This is a genomic window from Vibrio gangliei, from assembly GCF_026001925.1.
GTDB lineage: Bacteria > Pseudomonadota > Gammaproteobacteria > Enterobacterales > Vibrionaceae > Vibrio > Vibrio gangliei.
In genome coordinates, this window is sequence record NZ_AP021869.1 from 701,177 (window position 1) to 723,500 (window position 22,324).

At 42.4% G+C, this 22,324-nt stretch carries 20 protein-coding genes, 1 other RNA gene and 1 pseudogene; 11 read left to right on the forward strand and 11 right to left on the reverse strand.

Annotated features, from left to right (window positions below; all coding sequences use genetic code 11):
• Positions 1 to 172 precede the first annotated feature (172 nt).
• From cyoA to Vgang_RS03230, 7 genes are all read left to right on the forward strand, one after another.
• On the forward strand, positions 173 to 1,090 hold the full coding sequence (gene cyoA, locus Vgang_RS03200; protein ID WP_105903108.1) for a ubiquinol oxidase subunit II: 918 nt from the start codon (positions 173 to 175) through the stop codon (positions 1,088 to 1,090).
• A 15-nt stretch (positions 1,091 to 1,105) separates the two neighbouring features.
• Entirely contained in the window at positions 1,106 to 3,154 is a 2,049-nt protein-coding gene (cyoB, locus tag Vgang_RS03205) for a cytochrome o ubiquinol oxidase subunit I (RefSeq protein ID WP_105903107.1), read from the forward strand.
• Positions 3,144 to 3,755, forward strand: a complete 612-nt coding sequence (gene cyoC, locus Vgang_RS03210) for a cytochrome o ubiquinol oxidase subunit III (protein ID WP_245879957.1) — start codon at positions 3,144 to 3,146, stop codon at positions 3,753 to 3,755. The genes cyoB and cyoC overlap by 11 nt, the downstream gene beginning before the upstream one ends.
• Complete coding sequence (gene cyoD, locus Vgang_RS03215) at positions 3,755 to 4,081, forward strand: cytochrome o ubiquinol oxidase subunit IV (protein WP_105903105.1); 327 nt, start codon at positions 3,755 to 3,757, stop codon at positions 4,079 to 4,081. Before cyoC ends, cyoD begins: the two co-directional genes overlap by 1 nt.
• A gap of 9 nt (positions 4,082 to 4,090) precedes the next feature.
• Positions 4,091 to 4,960, forward strand: a complete 870-nt coding sequence (gene cyoE / locus Vgang_RS03220) for a heme o synthase (RefSeq protein ID WP_105903104.1) — start codon at positions 4,091 to 4,093, stop codon at positions 4,958 to 4,960.
• 520 nt (positions 4,961 to 5,480) lie between these two features.
• Positions 5,481 to 6,152 carry a 2OG-Fe(II) oxygenase gene (locus Vgang_RS03225; protein WP_105903103.1) on the forward strand — a complete coding sequence of 224 codons (672 nt, stop codon included), beginning with the start codon at positions 5,481 to 5,483 and terminating at the stop codon, positions 6,150 to 6,152.
• Between the two features lie 175 nt (positions 6,153 to 6,327).
• Positions 6,328 to 8,106: a SulP family inorganic anion transporter gene (locus Vgang_RS03230; RefSeq protein WP_105903102.1), complete on the forward strand. Its 1,779-nt coding sequence runs from the start codon at positions 6,328 to 6,330 to the stop codon at positions 8,104 to 8,106.
• A gap of 68 nt (positions 8,107 to 8,174) precedes the next feature.
• Here Vgang_RS03230 and Vgang_RS03235 read toward each other — a convergent pair whose 3' ends face one another.
• A complete protein-coding gene (locus Vgang_RS03235; RefSeq protein ID WP_105903101.1) occupies positions 8,175 to 8,804 on the reverse strand; it encodes a helix-turn-helix domain-containing protein in 630 nt (209 codons plus the stop codon).
• Positions 8,805 to 8,965: 161 nt separating this feature from the next.
• Here Vgang_RS03235 and Vgang_RS03240 point away from each other — a divergent pair, with 161 nt between their 5' ends.
• Positions 8,966 to 10,951, forward strand: a complete 1,986-nt coding sequence (locus tag Vgang_RS03240; RefSeq protein WP_105903100.1) for an alkyl/aryl-sulfatase — start codon at positions 8,966 to 8,968, stop codon at positions 10,949 to 10,951.
• A gap of 164 nt (positions 10,952 to 11,115) precedes the next feature.
• Here Vgang_RS03240 and ahpF read toward each other — a convergent pair whose 3' ends face one another.
• The 7 genes and pseudogenes from ahpF to smpB form a co-directional block, all read right to left on the reverse strand.
• Positions 11,116 to 12,684 (reverse strand): alkyl hydroperoxide reductase subunit F, encoded by a 1,569-nt coding sequence (gene ahpF / locus Vgang_RS03245; RefSeq protein WP_105903099.1) that lies wholly within the window; start codon positions 12,682 to 12,684, stop codon positions 11,116 to 11,118.
• A 179-nt stretch (positions 12,685 to 12,863) separates the two neighbouring features.
• Positions 12,864 to 13,421: an alkyl hydroperoxide reductase subunit C gene (gene ahpC, locus Vgang_RS03250; RefSeq protein WP_105903098.1), complete on the reverse strand. Its 558-nt coding sequence runs from the start codon at positions 13,419 to 13,421 to the stop codon at positions 12,864 to 12,866.
• A gap of 168 nt (positions 13,422 to 13,589) precedes the next feature.
• Positions 13,590 to 13,847: a hypothetical protein gene (locus Vgang_RS03255; protein ID WP_157946036.1), complete on the reverse strand. Its 258-nt coding sequence runs from the start codon at positions 13,845 to 13,847 to the stop codon at positions 13,590 to 13,592.
• 128 nt (positions 13,848 to 13,975) lie between these two features.
• On the reverse strand, positions 13,976 to 15,058 hold the full coding sequence (locus Vgang_RS03260; protein WP_105903096.1) for an AarF/UbiB family protein: 1,083 nt from the start codon (positions 15,056 to 15,058) through the stop codon (positions 13,976 to 13,978).
• Between the two features lie 47 nt (positions 15,059 to 15,105).
• Positions 15,106 to 15,864 (reverse strand): annotated as a pseudogene (locus Vgang_RS03265) (integrase arm-type DNA-binding domain-containing protein); the annotation flags it as partial.
• Positions 15,865 to 16,029: 165 nt separating this feature from the next.
• Positions 16,030 to 16,396, reverse strand: a transfer-messenger RNA (tmRNA) gene (gene ssrA / locus Vgang_RS03270).
• Positions 16,397 to 16,566: 170 nt separating this feature from the next.
• Positions 16,567 to 17,052, reverse strand: coding sequence for an SsrA-binding protein SmpB (gene smpB / locus Vgang_RS03275; RefSeq protein WP_105903095.1), 486 nt, complete (start codon positions 17,050 to 17,052; stop codon positions 16,567 to 16,569).
• 148 nt (positions 17,053 to 17,200) lie between these two features.
• On the opposite strand from smpB, the gene Vgang_RS03280 reads away from it, so the two are divergent.
• Positions 17,201 to 17,635 carry an SRPBCC family protein gene (locus Vgang_RS03280; RefSeq protein WP_105903094.1) on the forward strand — a complete coding sequence of 145 codons (435 nt, stop codon included), beginning with the start codon at positions 17,201 to 17,203 and terminating at the stop codon, positions 17,633 to 17,635.
• Positions 17,636 to 17,663: 28 nt separating this feature from the next.
• A complete protein-coding gene (locus tag Vgang_RS03285; protein ID WP_105903093.1) occupies positions 17,664 to 17,972 on the forward strand; it encodes an RnfH family protein in 309 nt (102 codons plus the stop codon).
• 165 nt (positions 17,973 to 18,137) lie between these two features.
• Here the strand turns inward: Vgang_RS03285 and Vgang_RS03290 are convergent, their stop codons facing one another.
• The 3 genes from Vgang_RS03290 to nadK form a co-directional block, all read right to left on the reverse strand.
• A complete protein-coding gene (locus Vgang_RS03290; protein WP_105903092.1) occupies positions 18,138 to 18,500 on the reverse strand; it encodes an outer membrane protein assembly factor BamE in 363 nt (120 codons plus the stop codon).
• A 179-nt stretch (positions 18,501 to 18,679) separates the two neighbouring features.
• Positions 18,680 to 20,344 carry a DNA repair protein RecN gene (gene recN, locus Vgang_RS03295; RefSeq protein WP_105903091.1) on the reverse strand — a complete coding sequence of 555 codons (1,665 nt, stop codon included), beginning with the start codon at positions 20,342 to 20,344 and terminating at the stop codon, positions 18,680 to 18,682.
• A gap of 191 nt (positions 20,345 to 20,535) precedes the next feature.
• The gene (nadK, locus tag Vgang_RS03300) at positions 20,536 to 21,420 is read right to left on the reverse strand and encodes an NAD(+) kinase (protein ID WP_105903113.1); all 885 of its coding nucleotides are present in this window, start codon (positions 21,418 to 21,420) and stop codon (positions 20,536 to 20,538) included.
• 207 nt (positions 21,421 to 21,627) lie between these two features.
• On the opposite strand from nadK, the gene grpE reads away from it, so the two are divergent.
• On the forward strand, positions 21,628 to 22,266 hold the full coding sequence (gene grpE / locus Vgang_RS03305) for a nucleotide exchange factor GrpE (protein WP_105903090.1): 639 nt from the start codon (positions 21,628 to 21,630) through the stop codon (positions 22,264 to 22,266).
• The last annotated feature ends 58 nt before the right edge of the window (positions 22,267 to 22,324 follow it).

Sequence of the window (22,324 nt, forward strand, 5' to 3'; positions counted from 1 at the left end):
TTTTCGTGCATTTTGGCTACCTAGTAGTGAAATTTACTTGGTCGCAAATGGTATTTAGATGTAGAAATTTGCAGCTAAACATCATTTCTATCGATTTCATGGTTTTGCGTTGAATGGTTTCGTTATTGCTATAACGACGTGCTTTTCTTCGCCTTTAATATCGAGAATTAGAATGGAAGCCTCAAGATATAAAAACATCTTGTCACGTGGAGGAATGCTCGCCGTCCCTTTTCTGTTGTCTGGATGTGAATCTGCTTTGCTTGATCCTAAAGGGATCGTCGGCATTCAAGAAAAAGAACTGATCATCACAGCATTATTGTTGATGTTGATTGTTGTTATTCCTGTCATCCTAATGACGGTATTTTTTTCGTATAAATATCGTTCAACTAATACGGATGAAAAATACGATCCAGAATGGGCACATTCAACCAAAATTGAAGTGGTGGTGTGGACTATTCCTATCATCATTATTGCCATTTTAGGAACCATCACTTGGCGCACGACTCACGAATTAGAGCAATCTAAACCGCTTGTGAGCGAAGTCGACCATATGACGATTGAAGTCGTCTCTTTGGATTGGAAATGGTTGTTTATTTACCCTGAGCAACATATTGCGACGGTGAACTACGTAGCCTTCCCTAAAGATGTGCCAGTTAAGTTCAAAGTCACTTCAGACAACATTATGAATTCGTTCTTCATTCCTCGTTTGGGCAGCCAGATTTATGCGATGCCAGGCATGATGACCAGTGTGCATCTAATGGCAAATGAAGCGAATGATTATAAAGGCATTTCAGCCAGTTACAGTGGTGAAGGCTTCTCAGGCATGAAGTTCACCGCGCACGTCACCGAAACGCGTGATGAGTTTAATGACTGGGTGAAAAGCGTTAAGAACAAACAAGATGCCCTAGTGATGAGTGATTTCGATGGTTATCGTGAGCTTGCGAAACCAAGCGAAAACGTGCCAGTGACGTATTACTCAAGCGTTCCAGAGCATTTGTTTGCCGATGTGGTCAAGCAGTATAAGGGCTCTTTAAACTCAGGCGAAGAAAGCATGAGTGAAGGGCACCATATGGACATGGCAAAACATTAAAGGGTAGGAAATACTATGTTTGGAAGACTTTCTCTCGACAGCGTTCCATACCATGAGCCGATTATTATGGTCACTTTGACCGTGATTGCTCTTGTTGGTATCGCGCTTGTTTCAGCCATTACTTACTACGGTAAATGGCAATATTTATGGTCTGAGTGGTTCACTTCGATCGACCATAAGAAAATCGGTTTTATGTACATTGTGGTGGCATTAGTCATGTTAATCCGTGGTTTCTCGGATGCGGTGATGATGCGAAGCCAACAATTGCTTTCTTCTGCGGGCGAGGCCGGATATCTGCCACCTGAGCACTATGACCAAATCTTCAGTGCGCACGGTGTGATCATGATTTTCTTCGTTGCTATGCCACTGATCATTGGCTTGATGAACATTGTTGTTCCTCTGCAAATAGGTGCGCGTGACGTTGCTTTCCCATACTTGAACAACTTGAGCTTCTGGCTGTTTGTTGTGGGTGTGATTCTAACCAACGTATCACTTGGTGTGGGTGAATTCGCTCGTACTGGTTGGTTGGCTTATCCGCCGCTATCAGGCATTAAAGCAAGCCCAGGAACAGGGGTTGATTATTGGATTTGGGCGCTGCAAATTTCAGGTGTCGGTACCACGCTATCCGGTGTGAACTTCTTCACCACCATCATGCGCATGCGTACTCCGTCTATGCCTTTGATGAAAATGCCAGTGTTCACTTGGGCATCACTGTGTGCCAATATTTTGATCATCATTTCGTTCCCAATCTTAACTGTGACTATCGCGCTATTGACGCTTGATCGTTACCTAGGTACCCATTTCTTTACCAATGATATGGGCGGTAACATGATGATGTACGTCAACTTGATTTGGGCGTGGGGTCACCCTGAAGTATACATTCTGGTACTGCCTATTTTCGGTGTGTACTCAGAAGTGGTGGCGACTTTCTCTCGTAAGAAACTGTTCGGTTACACATCGCTGGTTTGGGCGACTGTGGTTATCACCATCCTTGCGTTCGTGGTTTGGCTACATCACTTCTTTACCATGGGTTCTGGCGCAAATGTAAACGCCTTCTTTGGTATTGCCACCATGATTATCTCAATTCCAACCGGGGTTAAGATCTTCAACTGGCTATTTACCATGTACCGTGGTCGTGTTGAATTCAGCTCACCAATGTTATGGACTATCGGCTTCCTGATCACCTTCACAGTTGGTGGTATGACTGGCGTATTGATGGCGGTTCCTGGCGCAGACTTCGTACTTCACAACAGTTTGTTCCTGATCGCGCACTTCCATAATGTGATTATCGGTGGTGTGGTGTTCGGCTGTTTTGCTGGTGTGACTTACTGGTTCCCGAAAGCAACTGGTTTCAAACTGAATGAAACTTGGGGTAAACGTGCATTCTGGTGTTGGATTATTGGCTTCCTATTTGCCTTTATCCCGCTATACGCATTGGGCTTTATGGGTATGACTCGTCGTTTGAGCCAACACATTGACCCTGAGTACTTCCCACTGCTAGCGACGGCTGCGTTCGGTACTTTCATCATTTTCTGTGGTGTAGCGTGTCAAGCGATTCAGTTCTTCGTGAGCGTGCGTGACCGTGAACAAAACCGCGATCTTACTGGCGACCCATGGGGCGGTCGTACACTTGAGTGGTCGACTTCATCACCACCGCCGTTCTACAACTTTGCGAAATTGCCAAAAGGCGATGTACTGGATGCGTTCTGGTATCAAAAGCAAGAAGGTAAAGCGGGTATTGATGCGAAACTGGCGGAAGAAGAAGAGTACGCTCCGATTCATATGCCGAAAAATACGGCAACCGGTGTTGTAATCTCAGGTTTCTCTTTGATCTTTGGTTTTGCCATGATCTGGTATATCTGGTGGTTAGCTATCGTAGGATTTGTCGGCATTATCGTGACTGCGATTGTACATAGCTTCAATGAAGACCGTGATTACTACGTGACGGTTGAAGAAATCAAAGCTATCGAGCAAGCGCATAAAGAGCAGCTGAAAAAAGCGAAAGCACAACAAGCTAATGCATCCGATGATGACGAAGATATGGAGGTCGATTATGCACGCTAATCCTGCAGCTGAGCATGGTCATCATGATGATCACGATCATCATGACGCAAATGAGATGAAGCAATACGGCTTCTGGATCTACTTAATGAGTGACTGCATTCTGTTTGGTACTTTGTTTGCCACTTATGCAGTACTGGTTAACGCCACCGCGGGTGGGCCAACAGGGAAAGATATTTTTGAACTCCCATTTGTATTCGTAGAAACCATGTTGCTGCTGTTAAGTAGTATCACTTTTGGTTTTGGCATCATTGCCATGAAACGTGAAGATGTTGCCGGCTTAAAACGCTGGCTACTGATCACTGCGCTACTCGGCCTCGGCTTTATTGCGATGGAAATATACGAATTCCATCATTTAATTGAAGAAGGTTTTGGACCACAACGCAGTGCGTTCCTATCGGCTTTCTTTACCTTGGTCGGAACTCACGGTTTGCATGTGACATTTGGTCTTATTTGGTTGGCAGTGTGTTACTTCCAATTAAGTACGAAAGGTTTGAATGATTTAATGAAAGGCCGTTTTTACTGCTTAAGTTTGTTCTGGCACTTCCTTGATATCGTTTGGATTTGTGTATTTACAATCGTGTACTTATTGGGGGTGGTGTAATGTCAAATTCATCAGTATCAAAAGGCCATGAAGATTCTGGCGCAAAAGGTTACATCATTGGGTTTGTTGCTTCGCTTATCTTAACGATTATTCCGTTTTACTTTGCGTATACCGGAGTATTGTCTCGCGAAACCACCATTGAAATCTTGATCATCACAGCGGTTATCCAGTTGCTCGTTCACCTAGTGTACTTCTTGCATATGGATAGCTCAGAAAAAGGTAAGTTCAATGCCTTATCTTTTGCTTTTACCGCTGTCATTGTCTTTATCGTGGTTGCTGGTTCTATCTGGATTATGTGGAACCTGAACCACAACATGATGATGTAGGTAGTGCTCATGTTGAAAGAATACGTATCGATCACCAAGCCCGGCATTATTGTCGGGAATTTAATCTCAGTATTGGCCGGGTATTTCTTGGCTGCAAAATCCGAGACAGTGACGCTCGGACTGCTGGGATACACCTTACTGGGGGTGGCGTTGGTCATTGCTTCAGGGTGTGTGATCAACAACATTTTTGATCGTGATATCGATTTTAAAATGTCTCGAACTCAAAACCGTACCATGGTGCAAGGCGGTATTAAGGTTGATCATGCCTTTTTATACGCACTTGTGATGCTATTAGCTGGCACGGGTTTGCTGTATAAAATGGCGAATCCACTGTCTGCGGTGATGGTGTTACTTGGTTATGTGTTCTACGTATTCTTTTACACCATGTGGTACAAACGCACCTCGGTATACGGCACCTTAGTGGGCAGTGTATCGGGGGCGATTCCGCCGCTGGTTGGTTACTTAGCGGTGACCAATTACATCAGCCTAGAAGCTGTGCTTTTGTTTAGTCTGTTTTGTTTATGGCAAATGCCGCATTCTTATGCGATTGCGATGTTCCGTATGCAAGACTACAAAGAAGCGGGTATTCCAGTTTTACCGGTGGTGAAAGGCATTCAAAAAGCGCGTCAGCACATGATGGCGTATGTCGCTGCTTTCTCGCTGGTGGCTCTAGGTTTATATGCATTTGGTCATACTGGTTATGAATACCTAGCTGTGGCTGCGCTATCATGCTTTGCTTGGTCTAAAGTGACGTTTAGCCGTATGGATGAAAGCAATTATATTCAGTGGTCTAAGTCGGTGTTTAAAACATCATTACTTGTGGTGATGGCATTTAGCTCCGTCTTAGGTTTGGAATTGATTCCGCTTTCATTGAGCTAGAGGTTTCGTCCAGTAAAAAACGTTCAAAATGTTAACTGAAATGGGTGTTGTTACAGTAATTTTACATTTCAAAAATGAAGGTTTTAATCTGCCTGAATGTGAGCATAATGAATGAAATGTAATCAAGTTGTTGACTGTTAATGACGCTGTTTTAAACAGAGTCAATGTAAAAATATTCTCTACCTAGGTAGATTAACCAACAACCTTTACGGTTCAGAAGTCTTTTCATCGCTGAAATTAACTGAGTTTATTTCAATTGGAATAGCGATGTATCTCTCTGAAAATCTAGTCCAACTCCAAGTTAGCTAGTAAATAAAAGAAAAACACCAAGTCTCCCCAACTTGGTGTTTTTTTATGCGAGTTGTTAAATTATTGTTTTGTTAGATATAAGCGACGGAATGAACGAATAACACTCGCCACAATCGCAAACTGACATTAAAATCCGAATTGTCCTGACCTCTTTGGTTTTCTCTCATTAGGAAGAGAAGGAGAGGCAGCGTATGTTTTTTTTGAGGAAAAAATGAGCGTTGTTTTAACTGAAGATATGGCGATTGATCCCGTTTCAGATACGGCTTTATTTGAATCGATTGCCAATCATCTTGCCGATACTGGTTACAGTATTCACCCTAATGCATTACCTGCTGGATTATTACATTCATTGCACGAACATCTTCACTCTATGCCTGAGTATTATTTCAAGCGTGCTGGCATAGGGCGTGACGATAATTTAATGCTTAATCAGTTTGTCCGTAAAGATGAAGTATGTTGGATTAATGGTGACAGTCGTGCCGGACGAGAGTGGCTCGATTGGGCTGGACAGTTGCAGCAATATTTAAACCGTCGTTTGTTTCTCGGGTTATTTTCATTTGAGAGTCACTTTGCACATTACTCCCCAGGTGATTTTTATAAGACTCATAAAGACGCGTTTAAAGGTCAGTCAAACCGAGTGGTGAGCTTAGTGGTTTACTTAAATCCTGATTGGAATAAAGAAGATCAAGGAGAGTTGGTGATCTATCAAGATGAATCCAATGAAGAATTGATTCGAGTGACACCGGGATTTGGCACCATTGTGGCTTTTCTCAGTGAAGATTTTCCACATGAAGTTTTGCCCGCCAATCGTGACCGCTATTCTATTGCCGGTTGGTTTCGTGTTAATGGCTCCGATACACAACGAGTCGATCCTCCGCGTTAATTCGTACAATAAACAATCGAATATTAGTAAGCAGCCAGTCATTATTATTACTGGCTGTTTTTATTGGGGGTTTGTCAGATCTTTATTCTTGATTATCATCTTTAACCGACAGCTTTCTTCCTAAAATATGGTATATAGTGAATAAGTAATCGGATTAAAAGTAAGGTGATTCAGATTGAAACGAGCATGGAAAGGGGCATGGGTTGAAGAGTGGCTACCTGGCCTGATTCAATTAAAAAATTATGATAAATCATGGTTAGGTGACGACGTTCGCGCGGCACTTTCAGTTGTCGCAGTCGCCTTGCCTGTGGCGATTGCTTATGCTCAATTGACAGGTGTCAGTGCGATTGTCGGTTTGTATTCTTGCGTATTGCCTATGCTAGTGTACGCGCTAATGGGGACTTCGCGACAATTGATTGTTGGCCCTGATACCGCAACTTGCGCAGTGATTGCGGCGGTGGTGACACCATTGTCTGCGGGCGATACGGTTAAACATTGGCAATTGGTTATTACGATGACGGCGATGACGGGGGTATGGTGTTTAATTGCCAGTAAGTTCAAACTGGGGGTATTTGCCGACTTTTTATCGCGTCCTATTTTATTAGGTTTACTCAATGGTGTATCTATCACGATTATTGTTGATCAATTTTTTAAAGTGTTTGGCATCACCTATAACCAGCCTTACTTGATCGAGCAAGTCTGGGAGGCCCCATCGCAATTAGTGAATGTGCATTGGCAAACGTTATTAGTGAGCGCTATGACTTTCGGGGTTTATTATAGCTGTAAAAAATTGAGGCCACGTTGGCCTGCGGCGATGCTGGCGATTATTATTGCAAGCCTTTTTGTGTGGCTAGGCAATTTTGACTCCGTCGGGGTCGGCATCGTGGGTATGGTTGAAGGTGGGCTACCAGCTTTTCAAGCGCCTGAATTCGATATTGGTATTAGCCGTGAACTGGTTATGCCGGCACTGAACTTAGCGATGGTTAGCTTTGTGAGTATGATGATCACCGCTCGAAGTTTTGCCGCCAAAAATGGCTACGATATTGATGCCGATAAAGAGTTTCGCGCACTAGGCATGATCAATATTGCTTCGGCTTTTTCACAAGGTTTTGTGGTGAGCGGTACCAGTTCTCGAACCGCGGTCAATGATGCTAATGGCGGTAAAACCCAATTGGTTTCGATTATTTCTGCCGCGATTATCGCCATTGTGGCGGTGGTTGCTTATCAGCCCTTGCAGTTTATTCCGGTGGCGGCATTAGGCGTTGTGCTGATTGTGGCTTCGATGTCGTTAATTGATTTAAAAGGCATTTGGCTACTACGCCGTAGAAACAAAGATGCTTTTTACCTGTCTAGCATTACCTTTGTCGCAGTATTAGTTATTGGGGTGATCCCTGGGATCACGCTTGCGGTCTTACTTGGTTTATTTCAGTTTTTGCGTATTGTGATGCGGCCAACGGATCAAGTATTAGGCTTGGATAGTAAAGGTACGGTGAGAAGTTTAGGTCGTTCTGGAAAAGCACACCCTATTCCTGGATTAGTGATTTATCGCTTTAATTCTCCGTTGACTTACTTCAATGCAGACCACTTTAAGCGTCGATTGTTATATCACGTTGCACAGGCCGGTAGTAATGAGATTCGATACGTTATTATTGATGCGGTCGCCAGCTTTACTCATTTGGATTTAAGTGTGATGGCGGTCATTGATGATATTCAAGCAATCTTGAAGAAACGCGGAATACGTCTGGTGTTGGCTGGGCATAAACATCGCTTAAAACAGTGGTGTGCACTTTCTGGGGTTAAAGTGGGTGAAGGAGGGATCCGTATTCGTGCCGACATGTATTTAGCGATAAAAATGAGTGGCTGTTATCAAGAAGCGGTTAATGAAGGGCAGGTACCGGAAGTGGCGAAAGAGAAGTTATCAGAAGAAACCAAACAAGCTCAACCTGAAGTATAAATTGAGCTTTGCTTTTTTGTTTTTTGCTCTTAGAGCTTAGAGCATCGAGTTTAGGGCGATGAATCTTATCAATAATCCGACGGTAGGTTTTTATTGATTGAGATGAGTCGCCCTTTCTTTATGGTGATGTAGCCACCTTGCTTTAAATCGGCCAGTACGCGGAACACATGAGCGCGGGATAAATTGGTACGTGAAATGATAAATGAAGCAATGCCTTCATTCTCATGTTCATGGCTTTCCGTTCGGTAAATGTATCGAAATAACATTGAACGTATGGTGTGGTAGCTAGACACTTTTTTACGCTCACTATGCAGATCCAGTGTAAAAATAGCCATGAAAGACAGAATCTGGGTCAATACTTCTGCTTTATCTTGTTGATAAAAATAATCGGAAAATTGTTGATAGGATAATTTAACTAACGTGACATCGCTCATTGCGGTGTAGGAAAATTTTGCAAGCGGACAACACTTTTCCATTAATCCAATTGGCATGTATTCAATGGTATTGCCAATGATTAAGTGATTATCTTCAATGACTAAGGCCATAGAACCTTTCACGACAAAATAGATGGCATCCTTTTCAAGTTTCAGCGGTTGCTTAAAAGGGATGTTTAATTCTATGCCTGTTTGCAGTAGGGCATTGACATGCTGATCCAGCTCGAGAGTTTGATAATATTGATGCAGATCTGAAAACGTCATAGGCTATCCGTGATTTGCAAAAATACGATTCTAAATCTTTTTGAAATTAGTATGAAGAGTCTCATTTGAGACTGGTTAATCATCAGCCACTCCCTACAATATTTTGCGTAATCCTAATGTTATCAATTTCGAATAACGCCCTATTTATTGTAGAGGTTTCCATGAAAATAAAACCTATCGTTCGTTCACTCGCGGTTGCAGGTTTGGTCACGACCTTATCTTTTTCAGCAATAGCCAATACGGTGACGGTTGCCCCTAAAGAGGCGACAACTGCAACGCAACAAGCTAATAATAAACTGTACTCTACACTGCCTTTTTCGGATAAAACCGATTTTGAAAATGCGCACAAAGGCTTCATCGCCCCTTTACCGAAAAGCATTATTAAAGGTGAATCGGGCAATGTGATTTGGGACCCAACCAAATATTCATTTGTGAAAGAAGGCGAAAAAGCGCCAGCTACTGTAAACCCGAGCCTGTGGCGTCAATCTCAGTTGATTAATATCAGCGGTCTGTTTGAAGTCACTGATGGCGTATACCAAATCCGTAACTTTGATTTATCGAATATGACCATCATTGAAGGTAAAAAAGGGATTACGGTTATCGATCCTCTGGTTTCGGCTGAAACAGCTAAAGCGGCATTAGAACTTTATTACCAATACCGCGGTAAAAAGCCTGTAGTAGCGGTTGTCGTCACTCATAGCCATGTTGACCATTACGGTGGTATTCGTGGTGTGGTCGATGAGAAAGATGTCAAAGCCGGTAAAGTGAAGATTTATGTTCCAAATGGCTTTATGGAAGAATCGGTATCGGAAAACATTATGGCTGGTAATGCCATGAGTCGTCGTGCGAGCTATATGTACGGTAACTTATTGCAGCCAAACGAAAAAGGTCAAGTAGGTGCAGGCTTAGGCACAACGACGTCTGCCGGTACAGTGACACTGATCCCGCCAACTAATTACATCACTCATACTGGTCAAGAAGAAGTGATTGATGGTTTAACCTATGACTTCTTAATGGCTCCGGGTTCAGAAGCGCCTTCTGAAATGCTTTGGTATGTTAAAGAGAAGAAGATGATTGAATCGGCGGAAGATGTAACGCATACGCTGCACAATACGTATTCTCTACGTGGTGCGAAGATTCGTGATCCATTGGCGTGGTCAAAATACATTAACCTAGCGATTGACCGCTGGGGTGATGATGCACAAGTGATTATTGCTCAGCATCACTGGCCAACCTGGGGTAATGACAATATCGTTAAGCTGATGAAAACACAACGTGATACTTATCGTTACATCAACGATCAAACCTTACGCATGGCGAACCAAGGTTTAACTCGTGATGAAATCGTGGCTAATTTCAAAATGCCACCATCACTGGAAAAAACATGGTCAAGCCGTGGTTACTACGGTTCGGTAAGCCATAATGTGAAAGCCACTTATGTCTTCTATTTAGGTTGGTTTGACGGTAACCCAGCAACATTGGATGAGCTACCACCACAAGAAGCAGCAAAGAAATTTGTTGAGTACATGGGCGGTGCGGATAAGATCCTAGCAAAAGCGAAGAAAGATTTTGCTGATGGAAATTACCGCTGGGTAGCACAAGTGGTGAGTAAAGTTGTCTTTGCTGACCCTGAAAATAAAGAAGCTCGTAACTTAGAAGCGGATGCACTAGAGCAATTAGGTTATCAAGCAGAGTCTGGCCCATGGCGTAACTTCTATTTGAGTGGCGCGCAAGAATTACGAAACGGCGTGAAAGTATTGCCAACACCAAATACAGCAAGCCCTGATACGGTTAAAGCGATGACGCCAGAAATGTTCTTCGATTACCTAGCTGTTCATATTAATGGTATGAAGGCAGCGGATGCCAATATGGTACTGAACTTTGATTTTGGTCAGAAAGGTCAGCAGTACAAAGTAGAGTTAGAAAATGGTGTACTGAACCATACTGCGAACTCTCAAGCGAAAGGTGCTGATGCCACTATCAAACTGTCTCGTGACACGCTAAATCGCATTATCTTGAAGCAAGAAAAACTGAAAGATGCTGAGAAGAATGGTGATGTTAAGATTTCAGGCGATGCTGCGAAATTGGATGAGTTGATCAGCTATATGGATAGCTTTGAATTCTGGTTCAATATCGTTACACCATAATATTTGCTTTAGGCGTAAAATAAAGTAAATACAACATGATGTAAATAAAAAGAACAAAGGGCCTACTGAGAAATCAGTGGGCCCTTTGAGTTATGGGATTCAAATTTAAAGCGCTTGTTAATAAAAGCTTTTCGTCATTAAAGCAGAGCCTTAACTATGACAGCTTAACCATCTTGGCGAATCAGATAATCAAACGCACTTAGGCTTGCTTTTGCACCTTCACCCATCGCAATGATGATTTGTTTATATGGTACAGTGGTCGCGTCACCTGCGGCAAATACACCAGGTAGGTTCGTTTCGCCACGGTCGTTGACAATGATCTCACCACGTTCCGACAATTTCACATCGCTGTCTTTTAACCACTCGGTGTTCGGTACTAAACCAATTTGTACAAAGATACCTGCTAGTTGAATCTGTTTGATTTCATCGGTATTACGGTCTTTGTATTTCAAACCAGTCACACGTTTACCATCACCAATCACTTCCGTAGTTTGAGCCATCGTGATGATGTCGATGTTTGGCAACGAGTTCGCTTTATTGATCAGAACTTGGTCGGCACGTAATGTGTCAGCAAATTCCAATACGGTTACGTGCTCGACGATACCAGCAAGATCAATCGCCGCTTCGATACCCGAGTTACCACCGCCGATTACTGCGGTCTTTTTGCCTTTAAACAATGGACCATCACAGTGCGGACAGTACGCCACGCCTTTGTTGCGATACTCTTGCTCACCCGGTACGTTCATTTCACGCCAGCGAGCACCTGGGCTTAAAATAACACTTTTACTTTTTAGTGTTGCGCCGCTTTCCAAGTTAATGTGGATGTAGCCATCTTGAGTAAATGGTTTGCCCATTAATTTGTCAGCTTGCTGCTCAGTGATCACATCTACGTCGTATTCTTTCAAGTGTTCAGCGAGATCGGTCGCTAAGCGAGGACCTTCTGTACGCTTCACTGAAATGAAGTTTTCAATCGCCATGGTATCCATCACTTGACCACCGAAGCGTTTTGCAACCACACCAGTACGAATGCCTTTACGAGCTGCGTATAGCGCCGCTGCACTGCCACCAGGACCGCCACCGACAACCAATACATCGTACGGGTCTTTTTCATTCAGACTTGCTGCCGCTTTTTCAGCTGCACCATCATCCACTTTCGCTAAGATTTCATTCAGTGTCATACGGCCTTGGCCAAACAATTCACCGTTTACGAAAACACTTGGTACCGCCATGATGTCGCGATCTTTGACTTCACCTTGGAATAACGCACCATCAATCATAGTGACGCGTACATCTGGATTGATCGCTGCCATCATATTAAAGGCTTGCACCACGTCAGGACAGTTTTGGCACGACAGAGAAATAAAGATCTCAACATCGAGCTTCTTATCTAACTGCGCGATTTGCTCAATCACATCTTGCTCAAGTTTGATTGGGTGACCACCTGAGTGAAGTAGAGCCAGTACCAAAGAGGTAAATTCATGACCCATAGGCAAACCTGCAAAGCGCAGTTGAGTGCCTTTTTGCGGGTTTGAGATCGTCATGACAGGCTTACGTTCACTGGCTGCGTCATCACGAGTGACAGAGACAAAATCACTTAACTCAGCAATTTCGTTTGCTAAAGACAAAATGTCATTAGCGGCTTTGCTTTCATCTAGGCTAACCACTAGCTGGACATCATGTTTTAGATTTTGGAGGTATTGTTTTAGTTGTTGTTTAATCGCTTCATCTAACATCTCGATCGCACCTTACTTACTTTAAAAAGTGGTTACTCTGGATAAAGCTATATCCAAATTTAGAGGGCATAAAATAGGGGGGAGGGCCAATTGGCGGCATAGGTCGTCAGAAGTAATACAACCAACCAGCCCTCAGATATCACCTATTGGGGGATAGGTAATTCTTTTTTATCGTAGGATTAGATTTTACCTACTAGGTCTAAAGATGGAGCTAATGTCTCTTCACCTTCTTTCCATTTAGCAGGACATACTTCACCTGGGTGTGCTGCAACGTATTGAGCTGCTTTCACTTTACGTAGTAGGTCTTCTGCATCACGACCGATACCTTCAGCAGTGATTTCCATTGCTTGGATAGTACCTTCTGGGTCGATTAGGAAAGTTGCACGGTCAGCAAGACCTTGACCTTCACGCATTACACCAAAGTTGTTAGTGATGTTGCCAGTTTGGTCGCCTAGCATGTAGTAATTGATTTTACCGATAGTTTCAGAACTGTCGTGCCATGCTTTGTGAGTGAAGTGAGTATCAGTAGATACTGAGTAAACTTCAACGCCACGGCTTTGTAGCTCTTCGTAGTGATCAGCAAGGTCACCTAGTTCCGTTGGACATACGAAAGTAAAGTCCGCTGGGTAGAAGAAAAACACTGCCCATTTGCCTAGTACATCTTTTTCTGTTACTTCAACGAATTCGCCGTTTTTGTATGCTGTTGCTGTAAATGGTTTGATTTGAGTGTTAATCATAATATTCACTTTCCCTTTTCTTTTTGAAAAAATTCTGCACAAGTTGACTAGCTTCATCTCTTGGATTCTTTAGCTAGTAAAGGCTCTGAATATGTTTTCAGTCGCGCTTTGTTTTGCTTACGGGAAGTATATTCACATTAACGAGTTAATTTTAAAAATTGATTATTCTTATTGTTTTGATAGGTAAAAACTATTGTTATTTTTGGGATAGGGGACTACGACGTGAAGATTAGCATTGAGAGTATGTACTAATGGAGCACTGGACTGGAGATAGGTTAAGTATACAAAATGAAAAAGGCCGCTAAACTGCTGATAGAAAGTACTGTTGTAGAACTGAACAACATTATCATCTCCCATAAACCACAAACCTTCACTCGCGGTATCTAAAAGACTGAGCAATAATTGCGGTAAGGTCTGTTTGTCCATTTTCATTTACCTATTCAAGAACCAACTATTCCATGTTGCTAGGATGAGCGCCTAGTCAATAGAAGTGTTGCTTTAAGCAACTCTTGCAATAAATACTAAATATTCGCTTAATAGCTCCAACTTCTGTTTTACAACTGGTAGCTTTCCGCTAGCTTCCACTTCTGTTCATATCGAAGGCGCAACTCTTCCTGCGAGGCTCCTTCATTCTGATAAAATAGGGCACCGTAGTTTTCAAGCAGTGGAAAATGATGATTGAGAATTTCTTGAACGACATCAATACGCTTGAGTGTTAATGCAGTGCAACTTTTCCCTTCCAGATCGTCTTCAATATCAAGCACATGAGAGCGGAACATGGTTGTCAAGAAACACCGCTCAAGTACTGCTTGGTTAGAAATGGCCTCGCTGAACTCTCTCTGGATACCACAATAGTATTCGATGATATGAGACTCGCCACCGTTCACCTCGAGCCAAGTTATTTTATTCTCTATAGCTTTTAGTGCGGTCAGTTTGACCTCCCTAAACAAACTGAGGGCCTTATCCTGGGGATACTCCTTTTCGAGTAACCATCCAGATAAGAAACGCGTCTCAAACCGTTCACAGAAGTTAAATAGCGGATCATTCGTTCCGTTACTATTAAATGCCCGTCGCGGGTCAAACTCATACATGTAACCAAAATCGAACAATTTAAGTTGTTGATGATGGTCAACTAACAAATTGCCAGAACATAAGTCCCACTCGAACAATCCGTTTTGTTCACACGTCATCAAAGTCGAAAACAGTTGCTGGAGTATTTCAGTCGTTAGGTTTTGGATTGGCGCACCTTCTATCCATTCAGATAAGATGATCCCTAATCGATAGTCGGCATAAGCGGTATTCACAATTCCATCAAGAGACCGACCAGTACGACGCTCTGCTTTTAACTTCTGAAAGTCCTGACGCCGCTGAACCTCATTAAGAAAAGAAAATTGACCATCTAAGTTTTGCACCTTTGCACTTTGACGCTTCTTCTTTAGAGTAAAGTCCTTATTGTCAAAACGAACTCTATAGACTTCCGCCGTCAAACCGCTGTCAAAAGCTTCGATAACATAAGGGGAATCAGCTGTCGTTTGTGCTAAATGCTCAGGTTCAATGGGACAGTCAATGACTCTTCCTACAATAAGATTCTGACCACTCTCTTCAAATAACTGTTGCTTTACGTGACGAGCATTCATTTTGTTTTCCTTCATGTCCTAGAAAGTTGAAGCCTACCAGATAGAACTGCGGCTTCAGAAGGACGAGTCATAGTGTGTAGTTGCCACTCGATTAAACAACGAGTAGTACGCTTTATACTGGCATTGGCGATAGCTCCCATTAGCTCTGGTAGTTCATCTGGTGCTAGTGCTGCCATGTTTTCTTTTTTGGGCTTTTTGAAAGCGGCTCGAATCCCTGTTAATGGATTAGCTTTTACAAGACCACAGTTTGCCGCGTAGTTCATTATTTCGTTTAAGCGTTGAGATAAGCGTTTAACCGTCTCTAGGCTGCCTTTTGCTTCGATAGGCCTAAGTAGATCAATAACGAGTGGGGCATCGATATCTTTTACTGGTGAATTCGCTATTTGCGGAAATACATGAAGTTCTAGTGAGCGCCAGATATCGACAGCATAGTCTGGAGTGACTTCGTGTTTTTTGAGGTTGAACCAATCTTTAGAGACTTTAGCAAAGGTATGTTCGTAGATTTCTTTGTGAACGAGTTCTTGGCGTTTTCGTTCTTCTTGAGGATCAATCCGCTGAGCTAGCAGCTCTCTGGCTGCCATTGCATTTTTACGAGCATTGGCAAGAGATAAGTCTGGATATCTACCTAGGCTAAGGTTTGCTCGTTTTCCTGTAATGGGTTTGTAGTAGTTAAAGATCCACTGTTTTGAACCGTTAGGCTTGATACGTAATCGAAGCCCATCACCATCAAACAAGTTGTATTCTTTATCTTTGGGCTTCGCTGATTTGATATCTTTGTCTGTTAGACGTGTAGTTATTTTTGCCATGTTGGGTACACCAGATTAACTCATTAAAACCAGTGTACCCTGTTGTGTACCCAAAGATCAAAGAAGTAGTTAGACGTCTTTGGATGTTGATGGGTTCTAAGTTATTGATTTTAGGTTGTTACAGGCAAGAAAAAAGACGCCCTAGGACGTCTTTAAACTATGAATTGGTGGAGCTGGCGGGATTTGAACCCGCGTCCGAAAATCATCCATCATTGGTACTACATGCTTAGTCGATCTTTAATTTCACCACCGACCTGCGAACCGACACGCTAGCTGATGGCTATCCTGAATTATTTTTAATGCTTTGTCTCTCAGGCGGGAGACGCCACACGAGTTTGTTTGGGTTTGACTCTCTGTTATTCCCCGTCTTACAAACGGAAGCTAGGGCAGAAAGGCTCTCAGCAGGGTATTAAGCTGCTAGTGCGTAGTTTTCGTCGTTTGCGACTATTTTTTTGCGGCTTTTTACGTGGCCAACCGCCCCACGGCATGCACCTCAGACTTACAAATTCCCGTCGAATCCTGAATCAGCCCCAAGGTCGTTTGAGTGATTTTGCAACTACTCAACAAAATTTCAAACTTTTTTATTCTGTTAAGAACTTTATTTACCAAAGTCACTTAACACACAGTGAACGCATAGTAACACAATCCCTTTTAGAGTCTAGTGACTTACACTCAAGTGGTTATTAATACGTCAAATTGTTTTTAGCGTAAATTGCTCTTCATGATGCGAGCTTTATCGCGTTGCCAATCTTGGTTTTTCTTATCTTCACGTTTGTCGTGCAGTTTTTTACCTTTTGCGACACCAATTTTCATTTTGGCCCAAGATTTCGACCAATACAGAGACATCGCAACCAGTGTCATGCCTTCACGGTTGACACGACCAAATAGGTTGTCGAGTTCACGACGTTTCAATAATAATTTACGCACACGTGTCGGATTAGCCACAATGTGAGTAGAAGCCTGTTGCAGTGGAATAATGGATGCGCCACTTAGAAATGCTTCTCCGTCGCGAAGAAAGACGTAACTTTCTGCGATATTGGCTTTACCTTGACGTAAAGATTTGACTTCCCAACCTTGCAGCTCAAGACCGACTTCTATTTCATCATCGATAAAATATTCGTGTCGAGCTTGCTTGTTGAGAGCGATAGTATTACTACCGGCTTTTGATTTTGATTTTTTCTTTGCCATAATGGCCTCATTATACGGATTGCTTTAATTTTGGCGAATTCTTTTAGCGGAATCTTGATAAATTTATGTTCTTGATAACTTTTTGTTCTTGATAACTTTCAACTTCTTATTCGAGAATTTGCTTTATAGCTCAAATTTAGGAAACACTATGCCTCAAGTTAACCGTTCAGCCTTGGTCTCGTTTAGTGCCAAGCAGATGTATGATCTGGTCAATGATGTTGAAAAATACCCCGAATTTTTACCAGGCTGCTCAGGCTCCAAATTAATTGAATCCACTGATACTGATTTAGTGGCTTCAATTGATGTTTCAAAGGCGGGAATCAAAAAAACATTCACGACGTCCAACACAATGGAGCCGGGGCGTAGAATTAATTTGGAGTTGGTGGATGGACCTTTCAAGTCTTTAACTGGATTTTGGGTGTTTACCCCGCTTGATGATTTTGCCTGTAAAATCGAATTTAGCCTCTCTTTTGAGTTTACCAATAAGTTGATTGAAATGGCTTTTGGTAAGGTTTTTAATGAGTTGACTAATAATATGGTGAACTCATTTACTCAACGCGCAAAACAAATCTATACAAATTAGCCGGCTAATTGGCCTAAGTGGATTATTAATGACTGAAGAAAATACATTGATTCATGTAGAGGTGGTGTATGCCTTGCCTCATGAACAAAAAGTGTTTGAGTTGGCCGTCGCATCGGATTTAACGGTACAAGAAATCATAGAGCAATCGGGCGTGCTTGAAGCGTACCCTGAAATTGATTTGGACAAGAATAAAGTTGGTGTTTATAGCCGAAACGTGAAGCTTGATGCGACAGTGCGCGATAAAGATAGAATTGAAATTTATCGACCTTTGCTTGCCGATCCAAAAGAAATACGTCGCAAACGCGCTGAACAAGCCAAAGCCGCCCAAGCGAAATAGGATTAAAAGTTTATTATCCTCTCTAGAAACTAGAAACTAGAAACTAGAAACTAGAAACTAGAAACTAGAAACTAGAAACGGCTTGTAAAGCATAAATAAACAAATGGCGCTTACCTCATGTTGAAGTAAGTGCCATTTTGATTCTGGTGTGTTTCGTTAAGACAGTTAATTCAGCGGGGTATTAAATTCTGGGCTGAGTTCAAAATCACCAGATGCGCTCGCCAAAGTTTGGCTTTGCGGATCAAAATTCACAATGAAGTTCTTTTGAACCGAATCATCATGACCATGTGTGAAATGGTAAATGTAATACCAGGTATCTGGGTAGCCATTTTCCACTAGCATTGGTGAACCGAGAACATAACGAACTTGTTCCTTACTCATGCCAATGCGTAGTTTATCTACACTGGGTTGCTCTATGTAGTTTCCTTGAGCAATGTCGATTCGGTATACAAAGCGTTCAAGCACGCTACAACCAGATAATATCGTTAATACGAAAGGGATAATCAGTATCCACTTTTTAAAATGCATAGTGGTTTTCTTTGAGTTAAAGGCAATAAACTGTCTCGATAATAAACAAGCAAGACTCAGAAGTAAAAGCCCGCGAGTTTAATCATGCAATTTATGACCAAAAACTTAGAGTTTAGTTGCAAACTTTTATTGATTATCAAAAATATTTTCGACTTTCGGTTTTCGGTTTCGGCTTTCGTCTATGCTGCTATCAACAACTCTTTGGCATTAGCTTTAGTTGAGTCAGTAATGGTGCTGCCACCGAGTAATCGTGCTAACTCATCAATACGTTGCTCTTCATTAAGCTGGTGGATGCGAGTTTCAGTTTTACCAGCTTTGGTTTGTTTAGCCACAAACAGTTGTTGATGACCGCTTCCTGCTACTTGAGGCAGGTGAGTCACACACAATACTTGCGTTGATTCACCCAGTTTGCGCAGCATTTTTCCTACCACGCTTGCGGTTGGGCCGCTGATCCCGACATCCACCTCATCGAAAATCAGGCTCGGTGTTTGTACTTTTTGAGCTGTGATCACTTGAATAGCCAATGAAATACGTGACAATTCACCACCAGAGGCGACCTTAGCTAACGCTTGCAGTGGTTGTCCTGGGTTGGTCGACACTAAGAAGCTCACCTGATCGATACCCAATGGCGCAGCATTTTTTTCTGTGCTGACAATATCAATACAGAATTGTGCTTTTTCCATGCTCAGTTCATGCATGCTTTGTGAAATCAGTTTATTAAGCTCTTTGGCATAACGATGGCGGCTCTTACTGAGTTTTTCTGCAGCGGCCAAGAAGTGTTGGAATTTTACTGAAACTTCGTGTTCAAGCTGTTCAAATTTTTCATCTGAGCAATCTAGTGCTTCAATCTGCGCTTTTACTTCTTGGTGATATTGATATAACTCTTCAGGGCGAACATGGTGTTTACGCGCTGTAGTCATCACTTTACTGAAGCGCTCTTCTACTTCGGCAATGCGGGCAGGATCAACATCGATATTATCCGCATAGTGACGTAATTCAGAATTTGCTTCTTCTAATTGGATCATGGCTTCCGACACTAAATTCGGTAAATGCGCCAATGAAGGGTCTAAATCAGCCAGTTCAACCAAAGAGTTATTCACTGAATGGAGTAGGGCGATAGCATTCACTTCCTCGCCTTCGTACAGTTCATTGATGGCTTGCTGACAAGTAATGGCGATTTGTCCGCTGCTTGAGAGAACTTTGTGTTCTTGCTCTAGCTCTTCAAATTCAGTTTCGCCAAGAGCGAGTTCATCTAACTCTTTAACTTGGTATTCCAATAATTGTTTTTGCGCTAAGTTTTCTTGGCTGTTGGCTTTTAAGGTTTTGAGTTGGTTTTGCAGCTGACGCCAATCAGAATAAGCTTTCTTACTTGCTTGGATCAGTTGCTGGTGGCCAGCGTATTGATCCAATAGAGTTAATTGGTGTTCTGGTTTCATCAATAAATGATGGGCATGTTGACCATGGATATTGATCAAAGTTTGTCCCAGTGATTTTAATTGAGAAAGAGGCACTGGGTGGCCATTGATAAAGGCGCGAGAACGGCCTTCATTGGTGATAATACGACGAATAATGCATTCTTCTGAATCCAGCAATTCATTATCTTCTAACCAACGTTTGGCATTAATATTGTTATCTAAAATGAAGGAGGCGGTGATATCGGTTTTCTCTTCACCTGGCCGCACCATATTGCTGTCAGCACGGCCACCTAAACATAGGCTTAGCGCATCGATAGCAATTGATTTACCAGCACCCGTTTCACCGGTAATGGTTGTCATTCCTTTGAAAAGCTCTAGCTGTAAAGATTTAACAATTGCAAAATTATTAATACTTAAATGGGAGAGCATAAATCCACCTTCATTAAAAAAGAGATAAAATTACTGTATGTAAAAACAGTATATACTGGCTTTTTATACAGTAAAGGTTTTTGTGTGAATTTTTGCTCGACCTTTCTTTGGGATAAAAAAATGCTCCGCTGATCACAAATCCGCAGAGCACTCATTTGACCCTAATTTATTCTTCAAACAAAGGAAGGGAGTTAGAACAGCTTGCTCGACCAGCCTAACTTATGACGTAACACGTGGTAGTAGCTGTAATCTTCTGGGTGGATCAGCTTTAGGATATTGGGGCTTTGGTAGATTTGGATTTCATCTCCAGGTGAGACCGGCAATGAAATTTGTCCATCACAGCTGACTTCTTGAGTGCCGCGGTTGTCTGGTGAAACGATCAATTTAATTTTACGCTTGCCGTCCACGACCAGTGGGCGGCTAGACAAAGTGTGTGGGAACATAGGAACGAGTGAAATCGCATTCAAACTAGGCGATAAAATGGGGCCACCACCCGATAAGGAATACGCCGTTGACCCTGTTGGTGTCGAAACAATCAGACCATCTGAGCGCTGAGAAAAGGCAAAGCGATCATCGATATAGACTTCAAATTCAATCATGTGAGCAATTTTACCCGGGTGAAGCACGACTTCATTTAAGGCTGAATTATGACTCTTAATGTGATTGTTACGATGAACTTCTGTTTCAAGCAAGAAGCGTTCTTCAGTGAGGTAGTGACCTTGTAGTACCTTGAGTAAGGCATCGTGAAAATCTTCTGGATTCAAGTCGGTTAAAAAGCCCAAGTTGCCTCGATTAACCCCAATCACTGAAATATCGAAGCGAGATAAAATTCGCGCCGCGCCTAACATGTTGCCATCCCCTCCTACGACAATAGCAAGGTCGGCTTGTTCACCAATATTAAGTAGGCTAGTAAAGACGTTTTTAGGAATGTCATCCAAGATATCAATCAGGCGGTCATCAATAACAACTTGATACCCTTTTTCGCATAGCCAATGGAAAAGCTCTTTATGCGTTTGCACGGCTTTGTGGTCACGAGGTTTACCAATAATAGCGATAACGTTAAAAGGCTTCTGCATACTCAGCTCATCAATAATCAGTTTTTTACAAGGCGTTACGTTTATTTTAAGCATAACAATTAAGGTTAAGAAAAGATAAACGCATTCTTATGCTTGAATCATAAATCTTCGTCCCCATAATAAAGGCAAGTGAAACGACTATGCGAGTGTTTTGTGCCTATTCCGTTAGGGCGCACGTATAGAGTTAAATTTATTCTTGGAGATCACATGACTACAGAACACAACAAACCGCAAGATGAAGAGCTAAAAGCTGATGACGTACAAGTTGAGCAAGAGCTTGTTGATGATGAAGTTCTTACGGATGATGCTCAAACGATTGGTGGTGAAGGCGATATCGACTGGAACGAAGAAATCGAGCAAGTTGAACAAGAAGCCTCGCGTGTGATTGAGCTAGAAGCGGCATTGCAAGCAGCTGAAGCACAAGTGAAGGAGCAGCAAGACTCTGTTCTTCGCGCTAAAGCTGAAGTTGAAAACATGCGTCGTCGCAGTGAACAAGAAATGGACAAAGCGCGCAAATACGCGTTGAACAAATTCGCGGAAGAATTGCTTCCGGTTATCGATAACCTTGAACGTGCGATTCAAGCGGGTAATCCTGAAGATGAAGCTGTTAAGCCTATCCTTGAAGGTGTAGAAATGACGCATAAATCTTTCGTCGATACCGTTGCTAAATATGGTTTAGTGGCTATCGATCCAGAAGGCCAACCATTCAACCCTGAGTTGCACCAAGCGATCGGCATGCAAGAAAGCCCTGATCACGAATCAAACACTGTGATGATGGTGATGCAAAAAGGCTACGAGCTAAACGGCCGTGTGATTCGCCCTGCAATGGTGATGGTTGCTAAGTAATTCATCGCTCCATATAAATATGTTAGCTTGATCACTAACTGATTCATTTTGAGCTGAT